The 13,240-nt window shown below is 69.8% G+C and carries 9 protein-coding genes; 1 reads left to right on the top strand and 8 read right to left on the bottom strand.

Going from position 1 to position 13,240, the window contains the following annotated elements; genetic code table 11:
* Positions 1–96: 96 nt before the first annotated feature.
* The 5 genes from ACFY1J_RS36195 to ACFY1J_RS36175 all read right to left on the bottom strand — a co-directional run bounded on the left by ACFY1J_RS36195 (position 97) and on the right by ACFY1J_RS36175 (position 8,367).
* Positions 97–1,005, bottom strand: coding sequence for an anti-sigma factor family protein (locus ACFY1J_RS36195; protein ID WP_390708347.1), 909 nt, complete (start codon positions 1,003–1,005; stop codon positions 97–99).
* A complete protein-coding gene (gene sigM / locus ACFY1J_RS36190) occupies positions 1,002–1,727 on the bottom strand; it encodes an RNA polymerase sigma factor SigM (protein WP_390708348.1) in 726 nt (241 codons plus the stop codon). The genes ACFY1J_RS36195 and sigM overlap by 4 nt, the downstream gene beginning before the upstream one ends.
* A 26-nt stretch (positions 1,728–1,753) precedes the next feature.
* Positions 1,754–3,484 (bottom strand): protein kinase family protein, encoded by a 1,731-nt coding sequence (locus ACFY1J_RS36185; protein ID WP_390708349.1) that lies wholly within the window; start codon positions 3,482–3,484, stop codon positions 1,754–1,756.
* A 118-nt stretch (positions 3,485–3,602) separates the two neighbouring features.
* Complete coding sequence (gene murJ / locus ACFY1J_RS36180; RefSeq protein WP_390708350.1) at positions 3,603–5,957, bottom strand: murein biosynthesis integral membrane protein MurJ; 2,355 nt, start codon at positions 5,955–5,957, stop codon at positions 3,603–3,605.
* A 46-nt stretch (positions 5,958–6,003) separates the two neighbouring features.
* Entirely contained in the window at positions 6,004–8,367 is a 2,364-nt protein-coding gene (locus ACFY1J_RS36175; protein ID WP_390708351.1) for a DUF6049 family protein, read from the bottom strand.
* A gap of 257 nt (positions 8,368–8,624) precedes the next feature.
* Here ACFY1J_RS36175 and ACFY1J_RS36170 point away from each other — a divergent pair, with 257 nt between their 5' ends.
* On the top strand, positions 8,625–10,067 hold the full coding sequence (locus tag ACFY1J_RS36170; protein WP_390708352.1) for a CCA tRNA nucleotidyltransferase: 1,443 nt from the start codon (positions 8,625–8,627) through the stop codon (positions 10,065–10,067).
* 99 nt (positions 10,068–10,166) lie between these two features.
* On the opposite strand, the gene ACFY1J_RS36165 is transcribed toward ACFY1J_RS36170, so the two are convergent.
* From ACFY1J_RS36165 to ACFY1J_RS36155, 3 genes are all read right to left on the bottom strand, one after another.
* A complete protein-coding gene (locus tag ACFY1J_RS36165) occupies positions 10,167–10,466 on the bottom strand; it encodes a hypothetical protein (protein WP_390708353.1) in 300 nt (99 codons plus the stop codon).
* Positions 10,467–10,791: 325 nt separating this feature from the next.
* Entirely contained in the window at positions 10,792–12,054 is a 1,263-nt protein-coding gene (locus ACFY1J_RS36160; RefSeq protein ID WP_390708354.1) for an MFS transporter, read from the bottom strand.
* A gap of 95 nt (positions 12,055–12,149) precedes the next feature.
* Entirely contained in the window at positions 12,150–13,232 is a 1,083-nt protein-coding gene (locus ACFY1J_RS36155; RefSeq protein ID WP_390708355.1) for an inositol-3-phosphate synthase, read from the bottom strand.
* Between the last annotated feature and the right edge of the window lie 8 nt (positions 13,233–13,240).

Below are 13,240 nucleotides of genomic sequence, written 5' to 3'. Positions count from 1 at the left end.
GGATCCTAAGGGTCCCGCATTCCCGGTGTGTCCGGGCACACGGGATGCCACACGGGCAGGGATTCAGCACGCTGGGCCGAGACGAAGAACGGTCGCTCAGGGACGCGCGAAGGACTGCGTCAGGAGGACCTTGCCCGGGGCGGCCGCCTCCTTGCTCACACAGGTCGCGTCGACGACGTACGCCGTCACTCGCGTGTTGTCGCCTGCGTCGGGCAGGACGACGAGGTAGGCATCCGTCCCCTCGTACGTCCCCTTCTGGGCGCCCAGGACATTGCCGGCGTTGTTGATGCCCTGTCGCACGCAGCCGGGGACCGGGACCTGCGGCTGGATGAGGGTCTTGGCGGTCGAGCCGGGCGTGTCGGTCTCCGACTCGATACCCAGCCGGGGCTTTTGGCTGCCCGGCTGCAGGCCCTTCTTCGTGGTGAGCAGATCCGTCACCTGGCCCTTGAGGCTTCCGCTGGAGAACGTGTCGTGCGCCGCGGTGGTCGGCTGGTCATTCCCCAGTGACTCCAGGAAGAGCGACCCGGCCCCCAGTAGGGCAGCGGTGAAGACGGCTCCCAGGACGACCGTCCGGCGACGCCGGCCACGCCCGCGGTCCTTGCGGCCCGGGCCGGTCGCCGCGTGGGGGCGTCCGGCGGGTCGGTCCGCCGGGGTCGATGTTTCACGTGAAACAGGCGACTCGGCGTCCTCGTCCGACAGACCGGGGGAGGCGGAGACCAGGACCGGTGTGTCCGCGGACTCGGGCGTGGTGGCCTGCAGCAGGGCTTCCGCGGCGAGGGCGGCATCGATACGCCCGGCGACGTCGTCGGGCATCCGCACCGGGCCCGGCAGCGTGCCCAGGAGGCCCCGGATCTCTTCCAGCGAGGTGAAGACGTCCGTGCACAGCTCGCACTCGTCCAGATGGCGCCGTACGTCCGCGGTCCGTGTGGGCGGGAGCAGGCCTTCGGTGAGGTCGGAGATCTCGGCGACGTCCGGGTGCCCGGTTGTGTCCGTCGTGGAAGTCACGCTCGCCCACCTCCGCCCTTCACTGCGGCTGAATCGCTCGGCCCTGTGGTGTGTGGACCTCTGTTCTGAGGTCCCGCTGCCGGTGGGACGGATGTCCCCGGCGCCCGGTTCCGTCCCGGGTCCGGCTCTGTCCCGTCGGCGGCGTTTTCCGGCCGGAGGTGGGAGAGCAGCGGCAGCAGCCTTGCTCTACCCCGAGCGCAGCGGCTTTTCACCGTTCCGGTCGGCACATCGAGAATGCGGGCCGCCTCCGCCACGGGGTAGCCCTGCATGTCCACCAGGACGAGGGCCGCACGCTGCTCGCGGGGAAGTGTGCCGAGGGCTTCGAGGAGCTGGCGGTGCAGGTCGTTCCGCTCGGCCGGCGCCGAGGCCGATTCGTGCGGCTCGAGGAGCTGCTCCAGACGCTCGGTGTCGTCGACGGGAGCGGTCTTCCGGGAGGCCGCCTTGCGGGCACGGTCCAGGCAGGCGTTCACGGTGATCCGGTGCAGCCACGTTGTGACGGCCGACTGGCCCCGGAAGGTATGCGCAGCTCGGTAGGCGGACACCAGGGCGTCCTGGACCGCGTCAGCGGCCTCCTCGCGGTCCCCCAGCGTCCGCAGCGCGACCGCCCAGAGCCGGTCCCGGTGCCGCCGCACGATCTCACCGAAGGCATCGGGGTCGCCTTCCACATGGCGGGCGAGCAGGTCCTGGTCGCTCACTCCGTCGTATCCGGCGCCTTCCGCCATCTGCCCCCTCCGCCTCCGGTGAGACGTCAGCCTGTGAACTTCACTTCGGTGATGGCCTGCTTGAAGCCGGCGTCGGCGTACGTCTCGGGGTCCGGACCCGAGTTCGGTACGGCGGTCAGCCAGACGAGTACGTACCGCGTCTTCACCGCCTTGGCCGACTTGACCGTAGCGGTGTTGCCCGTCGTGGTGACCTTGCCGATCTTGTCCATCGACCCCAGTGCCGACGCCGGCGGCGTCAGCGAGTCGGCCGCGTACAGCTCGACCGTGGTGTGATCGCCAGAGTAGCGAAGCCCGATGCCGGCCGTGGAGAGTTCCTTCACGGAGCCGAGGTCGTAGACGATGCCGACGCCCGGCTTGTAGGGCGCGATCTCGGGACCGCCGGTGAAGGTCCTCGTCCGCCAGAAGGTCGAGGTGCTGCCGTCGTAGGTCTTGGCGACGTCGTTGGGATGCTGGGCGCCGCCGTCGGCGACGAACTCCCGGCTGTCCTGGATCTTTATCGGGGCGGCGGGCTTGGTGGTCTTCCCGCCCTTGTCGCCGTCGTCCGTCGACTGTGAGCTCGGCGTGTCCTCGGACTTGCCGCTCTGGTCCATCAGGGCGTCCGCGAGCTGCCAGCTGCCCAGGCCCAGGGCCGCGATGAGGAGGGCGGAGACCGCCCACTTCAGGGCCTTGCCGGTGCGGCTCTGGAGCGGGGGCGGCGGCGTGGTGAGGGGCTGGCCGGCGCCGGGATGCGGGGCCGGACGGCCGTACGTGCCCTGCTGGTACGTCGTGCGCTGGTACTCGGGCGGTGCGGTGAACGCGGGCTCCGGCGGGCGGATGCGGGGCATCTCGCCGATCGCCTTCACCAGCTCCTCCGGCGTGGTGCACGGGGACTCGTGCCGGGAGGCGGTGGCACCGTCGTTGGCGAGCGCGCGCATGGCAAGCTCGGACAGGCCCCGGTGGACGCCTGCGCGCACCTGGTCGGGTGCGATGAGGCCGACGTCCTTGGGCAGCCCGGACAGGCCGTATGCGTCGTTCTCGTACGGCCACCGCTGGGTCAGCGCCGCGTACAGCAGGGCACCGATCGCCTCGGTGTCCGTACGCTGCGGGGTGTCGGAGCTGATGCCGCGCAGCGCGGCGTTCACGGCGAGCCCGCGGATGCGCCACTGGCCGGTGGATGCGCGCAGCACGGCGTTCGGGTTGAGACGCAGATGGGCGAGGCCCTCGCGGTGGGCGGCCGCCATGGCCGAGGACACCTGGCTGGCCATCTGGTAGGCGTCATGCGGCTCCAACGGCCCGGCGGAGAGCAGGGTGCCCAGCTCCGTGGCGTCGGGCAGCCACTCGTGCACGACATACACGAGGTCGTTCTCCTCGACCGCGTCCAGGACTTGGACGAAGCGGGGATCGCCGAGCAGCGCGGAGGAACGGGCCGCGGCCAGCACCGAGCGGGCTCGTGTGTGGTCCGCGGGCAGGATATGGACGCCGACGGCGCGACGGAGTTTCTCGTCGACCGCTCGCCAGCTGCTGAATCCGTCCAGACGGGTGACGCACTCCTCCAGGCGGTAACGCCTGGCGAGTTTGTGACCGCTGTGCAGTTCGGAAGGTGACGCCTTCCCGGGACCACTACCGGTCCCGCCGCTCCCCTGTGCCTCGTTGCTGTTCGTGTCCAGCTCCGGGTTCTGGGCCACCCCGTCGGCCGTGGACTGGTCCGCCTTGGCGGTCAGCGGCTCGTCACCGCTGTTGTCTGCCACGTCGACGGCAGCCGTGCTCCGTTCCGCCACCGTCGTCCCTGCCTCCCCATCCGTTGCACGCTGTCCGACGCCGAAACCAATTGTGCCCACAGTCCGCCGCTATGCACGACACACGGCGGCGGACGATGGTTGTGCGCGTACCCCCTCTTCAGCGCCCCAGACGCCCGCGCACCATGCCGACGAGGGAGTTGAGCTCCTCGATGCGCATACGCCGGGCCGCGACGAAAAAGATCCCGAGCAGTACGGCACCGCCCGCCAGGAGTGCGGCGAACGAGCCGACGACGCCCTGGCCGAGGGTGTGTCCGATCCCGTAGCAGGCCGCGCCGCTGAGCAGCGCCGCCGGCACCGAGGCGATGCACAGACGCGCGTACGTCCGCAGTACGCGCGAGCCGTCCAGATCGCCGCCCAGCCGCTTCTGCAGCCGCTTCCAGGCAACCCCTACGCCGATCGCGTAGGCGAGGCCGTAGGCGGCGGCCATGCCGATGACCGCCCAGCGGGCCGGGAGGAGGAAGTAACAGAGCACCGAGGCTCCCGCGTTGACCGCGGCCACGATCACCGTGTTGTAGAACGGCGTGCGGGTGTCCTCGTAGGCGTAGAAGGCGCGCAGGACGACGTACTGCACGGAGTACGGGACCAGGCCGAGGCCGAAGGCCATCAGCATGTAGCCCATGTTGGTGGCCTCGCTGGTGCCCGAGGAGCCGAAGATCAGCGTGCACATCGGGATACCGAGGGCCAGGAAGCCGAACGCGATGGGCACGATCGCCACGGCGGTCGTCCGCAGACCCTGCGAGATGTCGTCGCGGACCGCGCCCGCGTCGTCCTCGGAGGCCGAGCGCGAGATGCGCGGCAGCAGGGCGGCCATCAGCGAGACCGTGATGATGGCCTGCGGCAGGCCCCAGATCAGCTGTGCGTTGGCGTAGGCGGCGAAGCCGGTGCCGTCGACGGGCGAGGCCTTGCCGGCCGCGGTGGACAGCTGGGAGACGACGAGCGCGCCCGCCTGGTTGGCGAGGACGAACAGGATCGTCCACTTGGCGAGGGTGGCCGCCTTGCCGAGGCCGTGCCCCCGCCAGTCGAAGCGCAGCCGCAGCCGGAAGCCGGTCTCCCGCAGGTACGGGATCATCGCCAGGGCCTGGACGACGAGGCCGAGCAGCACGCCGATGCCGAGCAGCCGCTGGCCCTCCGGCGGGATGCTCGTGACCTTCATCCCGGAGTTGGCGGCGGTGCCGTACACCCAGATGAACATGCCGAGCGTGACGATGATGACGATGTTGTTGAGGACCGGGGTCCACATCATCGCGCCGAACTTCCCACGGGCGTTGAGGATCTGACCCATCACCACGTGGATGCCCATGAAGAAGATCGAGGGCAGGAAGTAGCGGACGAAGGTGACGCCGACCTCGTTGGCCGCCGGGTCGCTGGCGACCGAGTCGGACAGCAGCCGGATCAGGACCGGGGCGGCCACGATCGCGAGGGCCGTGAGGGCGCCCAGCGCCACCATCACCAGCGTCAGCAGGCGGTTGGCGTACGCCTCGCCGCCGTCCTCGTCCTCCTTCATGGCGCGGACGAGCTGTGGCACGAAGACGGAGTTGAGGCCGCCGCCGACGGTCAGGATGTAGATCATCGTCGGCAGCTGGTAGGCGACCTGGAAGGTGTCGCCGAGCAGGCCGACGCCCAGGGCGGAGACGATCAGCGCGGAGCGGACGAAGCCGGTGAGCCGGGAGACCATCGTGCCCGCCGCCATCACGGCGCTGGACTTCAGCAGGCCCGAGGCCCGCCCGCCCTTCTTCGCGGCAGGCGCGGCGGAGGCGGAGCCGGCGTCGGGAGCGGCGGTCCCGGCGGATGCCGGAGCGGGCGCCCCGGCCGCATGAGGCGCGGCGGGGTGGGCGGCCGCGGCGTACGGGGCGGCGGGGTGCTGCGGCGCGGCGGGGTGCTGGGGGACCGCGGGCTGCGGGGTCGCCGCGTACTGCCCCATGGGGCCCGGGCCGACGCCCGGTGCAGCCGGGCCCGGAACGGCCGGGGTCCCCATGGCGGGATGCCCGCCGCCCTGCTGCTGGTCCCGGAAGAGATGCGCGAAGGCGTCCGGCTCGTGGCGCTCCTCGCCGGAGTGCGTGACGAGGTCGTCCACGCCCACGAACTGGGTCGTGCGGGGGTTGTCGCCGTACGGCATGTACTGCGCCGGACGCTCCGGCTCCGGCGCGGGGGTCTGGGCCCACACGTTGGGGTCGGGGGCGTACGGGGACTGGGCCGGCTGGGAGTACAGCGGCTGCTGCGGCTCGTACGTGCCCGGGGGCGGCGGAGGGTGCGAGGCGCGGTCGTAGAGCGCCTCGGCGACCGGGTCCTGGGCGGAGAGGTCCTGTGCCCGGTAGGGGTCCTGGTCGTAGGCGTCCTGGAGGTACATGTCCGCCGCGGGCTGCGGCGGCACCTGGCCGGGCTCGGGCGGCGGCTCGGGGTAGCCCGAGCCGGCCGCGGCCTGGCCACGGTCACCCTCGTACGGCGCGTTCATGGTTACCCCACCTCATCGTCCCCGGGCCCACCGGCCACGACATCGCTCAACGGTCCACTCTCTCACCCGTCCCGGACGGGTCGGCGCTTTCCGGTGCGGTGTCCGGTGTCGGGTCACTCGGCTGCTCCGGGTCGTCTGCCCCGGAGCGGGCGTCGGACTCCTCCTGAAGACGGTCTTCAGGGCCTTCGGGGTTCTCGGGACCGTCGGTGTCCTTCCCCGCGTCCTCGGGGCCGTCCTCCTCGGCCTCCTTGGCGGCCGCGCGCTTGCGCTGGGTGTACATCCGGAAGCCCGCCAGGACAAGCAGCAGGACACCCCCGCCGATGACCAGCATCACGGTGGGCGTGACCTCGGTGACCTTCACATCGAAGCTGACCTCGTTGCCGTACTCCTGGCCGTCCTCGGTGTACAGCTGGGCGATCACGGTCGCCTGGCCGTTGGCGTTGGCGGACGTGGTGAACTTCACGGACTGGCTGTGTCCGCCGGACACCGCGACGCGCTGCTCCTGGTAGGCCTCGCCGCCGATCTTGAGGCGGGTGGGATTGGTCGAGGTCAGCCGCAGGACCAGGTGGTCGACGCCCTGCACCAGGTTGTTCTGCACGGTCACCGGGATGGTGGCGCTGCGGCCGGAGAGCTTGGTCGGGGACTTGTCGATCAGCTTGACCTGGTCGGTGAGCTCGTCGAGCCATGCCTCCACGCCGGCCCGGAAGCGGTCCGCCTCGACGGTCCGGCCTCGCCACGACGTGGACATCCCACGGTTTATGGCCCGCCCGAAGGGGGTCGCGACCCGGGACTGGTCGGTGAGGATCACCTGGAAGTTGTCGAGCTTGTCCTGTGTGCGCGCGATCTGCTCGAAGGCCGACCGCGGCAGTTCCTGCTTGCGCAGCGAGGAGGGGTACGCGGACGTCGACGGGATCCTCGTGGTGGCGCTCGGGTCCGGTTTGGCCTTGGCGGCGTCGGCGAGGTCCTGGGTCTGGACCCAGTTCGTCTCCTGGAGGGCCCCGATCGCCTGGGCCATCGCCTGCGCCTGGCTGGAGGACGGCATGCGCTGCGGGGCGACGACGATGCTGCGCTGCCGGTCCGTCTGGACGTTCAGCGCCAGGCTCTGGGCCAGGTACTCCTGGACGGCGAGCGTGGCCGAGTCCGCCTTCGTCAGATCGCCCTCGAACGCCCTGGACAGCCGTGAGTCCGCGACCACCGCCGTCGTGCCGCCGCCGATCGGGCGGGCCGCGGACGGCGTGTAGGTCAGGCCGCCGGTCTCTTGGAGGCTGTCGCTGCGGGCGATCACCTTGTCGGCGCCCGCGGAGGTGGCGACCTTGATGATCGACGGGTCGACGGCGCCGTTCACGGGCCAGGCGAAGTCGGTGGTCGGCTTCACATGGAGGATCGGCTCCACCGTGTTCGTGACGACGTCCGTGGCGTCCTTGAGGTGGCTGAGCGAGCCGGTGACGCTCGTGCCGTTGTGGGCGAGGGAGGCCAGGTCCGGGTCCGCGAAGGGCAGCGCGACGACCTCCTTGTCGGCCACGGCCTTCTGCAGGTCGGCGAGCCACTGCTTGGCGACCGCCTGGTGCGTGCCGGCCGTGGTGGCGCCGTCGTCGCCCTGGATCCGGTAGTTGCGCGTCATCGCGTCCACGGAGGCCAGCAGATCGGGGTCGATCACCCAGGTGACGTCGAGGTCCTTGCCGAGGGCCAGCATCTGGGCCAGGCGGCCGCCCGGCGCGATGTCCTTGGCCAGGTCGTCGTTGAGGAAGACCGGCGTCTGCTGTTCACCGGCGCCCGTCTTCGCCGTCATGTGGACGGTGGAGATCAGCGGCCACAGGAACGTCGTCCTCGTCTTGGTGTCGGCCTCGTCCGGCTGCCACGGCAGGAACGTCCGCTGGATGCCGAGTACCTGCTCCCAGGGCTGCGCCGAGGTCTGGCCGGAGAGCGAGACACCGAGCTCGTAGACACCGTCCTTGCCGAGGCCGAGCTTGTCGACCGGTACGGAGATGCTGAAGTGCTGGGCGACGTGCGGGGGGAGCTTGGCGAACTTCGCGACGTACTTGCCGCCGATCTCGGAGCCGGCGGAGGTCTGGAGGCTGTCGGACCGGTCGGCGGCGCTGTCGATGGCCGAGCGGATGGTCAGCTCCGGCCCCACGCGCAGGCCCACGTGGGCGCCGGTGACCGACTGCTTGCCGTTGTTCGTCACCGTGCCGGAGACGGTCAGCGTGTCCCCGTCCGTCGGGGCACTGGGGCTGAGCGAGTCCAGTGAGACGGACACCGCGTCCGAGGAGGCGGCCCGGGCGGGCGTCGCGGCGGGCAGCTGGAGCAGGCCGGCCAGCAGAGGCGCCCCGGCGAGCAGTGCCCCGGTACGCCTCAGCCACCGGCGGGCAGGTGAGGGACTCATCCCCTGGAAGTCTGCCGCCTCGGCCACGCGCTCGCCCGTCCCTCGTCGTCGTCAGTGGTCGTCGGAATGTGCGTCCCCGCATGGTAACGAGGTGCGCTGAGGCGACGTGCCGCGGTCCGCTCCACAAGATCGAGGACCCGGGTGACATGTCCTGTATGCCCCTTATAAAAGGGAGAGTGGATGTACGTAGCGGGAGCGGGGCCTGTGACCCTTATAACGGCAGATGTTCGCGGGCGTTTAATGGGGGCGCTCCCGGCCGTCCGGGCCACGTACCCTCTTTTGTTGTGCCGAACGCCAACGAAGACACTCCCACTGCCCTGAACCAGGTGCAGCAGCGCGCGGTGAGCGAGCTGCTGCGGGTGGCCCCCGTCGCCGACGACCTGGCCCGCCGTTTCCAGGAGGCCGGGTTCTCGCTCGCCCTGGTCGGCGGCTCCGTCCGCGATGCGCTGCTCGGCCGGCTCGGCAACGACCTGGACTTCACCACCGATGCCCGCCCCGAGGACGTACTGAAGATCGTGCGGCCGTGGGCGGACGCCGTATGGGAGGTCGGGATCGCCTTCGGCACGGTGGGGGCGCAGAAGGATGGCTACCAGATCGAGGTGACCACCTACCGGTCGGAGGCGTACGACCGGACCTCGCGCAAGCCCGAAGTGTCGTACGGCGACTCCATCGAGGAGGATCTCGTCCGGCGTGACTTCACGGTCAACGCGATGGCCGTGGCGCTGCCGGAGAAGGAGTTCATCGATCCGCACGGCGGGCGCGAGGACCTCGCGGCACGGGTGCTGCGCACTCCGGGCACGCCCGAGGACTCCTTCTCGGACGATCCGCTGCGGATGATGCGTGCCGCGCGCTTCGCCGCCCAGCTTGACTTCGAGGTCGCCCCCGAGGTCGTCACGGCGATGAAGGACATGGCCGGCCGCCTTGAGATCGTGTCGGCGGAGCGGGTCCGGGACGAGCTGAACAAGCTGGTCCTGTCCGCGTACCCGCGCAAGGGCCTCACGCTTCTGGTCGACACGGGTCTGGCCGACCACGTCCTGCCGGAGCTGCCTGCGCTGCGCCTGGAGCGTGACGAGCACCATCGGCACAAGGACGTCTACGAGCACACGCTGATCGTCCTGGAGCAGGCGATGGCTCTGGAGGAGGCCGGTCCCGACCTGACCCTCCGCCTGGCCGCCCTGCTGCACGACATCGGCAAGCCGCGCACGCGCCGCTTCGAGAAGGACGGCCGGGTCTCGTTCCACCACCACGAGGTGGTCGGGGCGAAGATGACCAAGAAGCGCATGACGGCGCTGAAGTACTCCAACGAGCTGGTGAAGGACGTTTCGCGTCTGGTCGAACTCCACCTGCGCTTCCACGGCTATGGCACCGGCGAGTGGACGGACTCCGCGGTCCGCCGTTATGTCCGCGACGCGGGACCGCTTCTCGACCGGCTCCACAAGCTGACCCGCTCCGACTGCACCACCCGCAACAAGCGCAAGGCCGCCGCGCTGTCCCGGGCCTACAACGGCCTGGAGGAGCGCATCGCCCAGCTCCAGGAGCAGGAGGAGCTCGACGCGATCCGCCCGGACCTCGACGGCAACCAGATCATGGAAATCCTGGGCGTCGGACCGGGCCCGACGGTGGGCAAGGCCTACAAGCACATGCTGGAGCTCCGACTGGAACACGGCCCGATGGAGCACGACACGGCGGTGACGGCACTCAAGGAATGGTGGGCCGAGCAGGGCTGAGCGTGAAAACGGCGGCATGTTTCACGTGAAACATGCCGCCACCGAGATACGCCAAGGGGCGGTGTTTCACGTGAAACACCGCCCCTCTTCACGTCTGCCTTACTTCTTGTAGTCGTTCAGGCAGAGCAGGAAGTCGCTGCCGCTCTTCGTCTCGGTGTAGACGTACTTGAAGTCCTTGGCCTTGGTCTCGCACGTGATCTGAGCCGAGGTGCCGGAGTACGTGCCCTCGACCTTGGCCAGCACCACGTACTCAGCCTTCGCCGACTTGCAGTCGACGACCTCAAGGTCCGGGCTGGTGTCGTTGGTGCTGCCGCGATGCATGCAGTCGCCGACCTTCGCGGTGTTCGCGTCGTCCTGGCTGGATATGTAGCCGTAGATGGCGCCACCGAGTGCGAGCACGATGACGACGATGGTCCTGATCGTGCGGAAGCCGATCTTGCGCTTGGGCTGCGGCGGAACCGGAGCGTACGGGGCACCGGGCTGAGGCGGGTACGGAGCCTGACCCTGCTGCGGTTGGCCGCCCTGAGGCGGGTACGGAGCCTGGCCCTGTGCGAATGGGTTCTGGCCCTGGGGCGGCGGAGTAGTCACTTAGGGGTCCCCCTAGAACGTGGGTGCGCATGGCTGGAACATGGGTGCGCATGGCGCGAGGTAAGACCCACGTAAGTTAGCGGTTCCCACTGACAACCCTGTAACCCAGGGCCCCTCTGTGTCATTGATGTGACACTTACCAGCGTTCAAAGCGGGCCATAGCCGCAGCAACTGCCCCGTAGATAACGGCGACCGCGACCACCAGGACCGCGGACCGGCCGTCCGGGGGAAGCATCAGGGCTGCTGCGCCGGCGGCGCCGACGAAGGCGACGTTGAACAGGACGTCGTAAACGGAGAAGATCCGGCCACGGAAGCCGTCCTCCACGCAGGACTGCACGATCGTGTCCGTGGCGATTTTCGCCCCCTGGGTGGTCAGGCCCAGGACGAAGGCCGCGACCAGCATGGGGCCGGTGGCGAAGGGCAGGCCTAGAGCCGGTTCCAGGACGGCGGCCGTCGCGGCGCACACGGCGATCCAGCGCCCGGGACCCAGCCGTCCGGCCGCCCAGGGCGTCACCAGGGCCGCCGCGAAGAAGCCGGCGCCGGACACCCCCAACGCGAGCCCCAGCAGCCGGAGTCCGGCCTCCGGGGTGGAGGAGAGGGCGTACCGGCACAGCATCAGCACCATGACCAGCAGGGCGCCGTAGCAGAACCGCATCAGCGTCATCGTGAGCAGTGCCCAGACCGCCTCCCGGCGCTGCGGCGCGGCCAGATGCCGTACGGCCGCCAGCAGTTCCCGTGCGGTGCCCACAAGCGCCGTGCCCAGGTGGGGAAGTTCATGGTTCCGGTCGGGGCCGAGCAGTCCGGGAGCCATGGTCAGCGAGGCGAGGGACGCGCACAGATACAGCGTGGCGCCCAGCAGGACCACCGCGGCGTCCGAGTCCGACACCACCAGCCGTACGAGGAAGGCGAGACCGCCGCCCGCGGTCGCGGCGAGCGTTCCGGCGGTCGGGGAGACGGAGTTGGCCATCACCAGGCGCTCGGTGTCGACCACGCGCGGAAGGGAGGCGGAGAGTCCGGCGAGAACGAAGCGGTTGACGGCCGTGACGCACAGCGCGGAGACATAGAACAGCCAGTCCGGCACCTGGACGACCATCAGGACGGCCGTGCCCGCCGCCAGCACGGCGCGCAACAGGTTGCCGTACACGAAGACCTGACGGCGCCGCCAGCGGTCCAGCAGGACGCCCGCGAAGGGGCCGACGAGCGAGTACGGGAGCAGCAGCACCGCCATCGCCGAGGCGATCGAGGTGGCCGAGGTCTGTTTCTCCGGGGAGAAGACGACGTACGTGGCGAGCGCGACCTGATAGACGCCGTCGGCACCCTGGGAGAGCAGGCGTACGGCGAGCAGGCGCCGGAAGTTCCGGAAGCGGAGCAGGACGCGCAGGTCGCGAACGACGGGCATGGGGCACAGCCTCACACATGCGGGAGGGTCCCCGGGGCTGGAAACCCGGGGACCCTCACAGCCCTGGCAGGAGCGTTCTCGGACGAGCGCCCGTCTCAGCGCTCGACGTCGCCGCGGATGAACTTCTCGACGTTCTCGCGGGCCTCGTCGTCGAAGTACTGGACCGGCGGGGACTTCATGAAGTACGAGGACGCGGAGAGGATCGGGCCGCCGATGCCGCGGTCCTTGGCGATCTTCGCGGCACGCAGGGCGTCGATGATGACACCCGCGGAGTTCGGGGAGTCCCAGACCTCGAGCTTGTACTCCAGGTTCAGCGGGACGTCACCGAAGGCACGACCCTCGAGGCGGACGTACGCCCACTTGCGGTCGTCGAGCCAGGCGACGTAGTCGGACGGGCCGATGTGGACGTTCTTCTCGCCGAGGTCCCGGTCGGGGATCTGGGAGGTGACGGCCTGCGTCTTGGAGATCTTCTTGGACTCCAGGCGCTCGCGCTCGAGCATGTTCTTGAAGTCCATGTTGCCGCCGACGTTCAGCTGCATCGTGCGGTCCAGGATGACACCCCGGTCCTCGAACAGCTTCGCCATGACGCGGTGCGTGATGGTGGCGCCGACCTGCGACTTGATGTCGTCACCGACGATCGGGACGCCCGCCTCGGTGAACTTGTCCGCCCACTCCTTGGTGCCGGCGATGAAGACCGGGAGGGCGTTGACGAAGGCGACCTTGGCGTCGATGGCGCACTGGGCGTAGAACTTCGCCGCGTCCTCGGAACCGACGGGCAGGTAGCAGACGAGGACGTCGACCTGCTTGTCCTTCAGGATCTGGACGACGTCGACCGGCTCGGCCTCGGACTCCTCGATGGTCAGGCGGTAGTACTTGCCGAGACCGTCGAGGGTGTGGCCGCGCTGGACGGTGACACCGGTGTTGGGCACGTCGCAGATCTTGATGGTGTTGTTCTCGGAGGCGCCGATGGCGTCCGCGAGGTCGAGGCCGACCTTCTTCGCGTCGACGTCGAAGGCGGCGACGAACTCCACGTCACGGACGTGGTAGTCGCCGAACTGCACGTGCATCAGGCCGGGGACCTTCGACGCCGGGTCGGCGTCCTTGTAGTACTCGACTCCCTGCACCAGCGACGCGGCGCAGTTGCCCACGCCGACGATGGCTACGCGGACCGAACCCATTCCGGTTG

The sequence above is a fragment of the Streptomyces sp. NPDC001406 genome, assembly GCF_042895285.1.
Lineage (GTDB): Bacteria > Actinomycetota > Actinomycetes > Streptomycetales > Streptomycetaceae > Streptomyces.
This window is presented reverse-complemented; position numbering and strand designations above follow the sequence as displayed.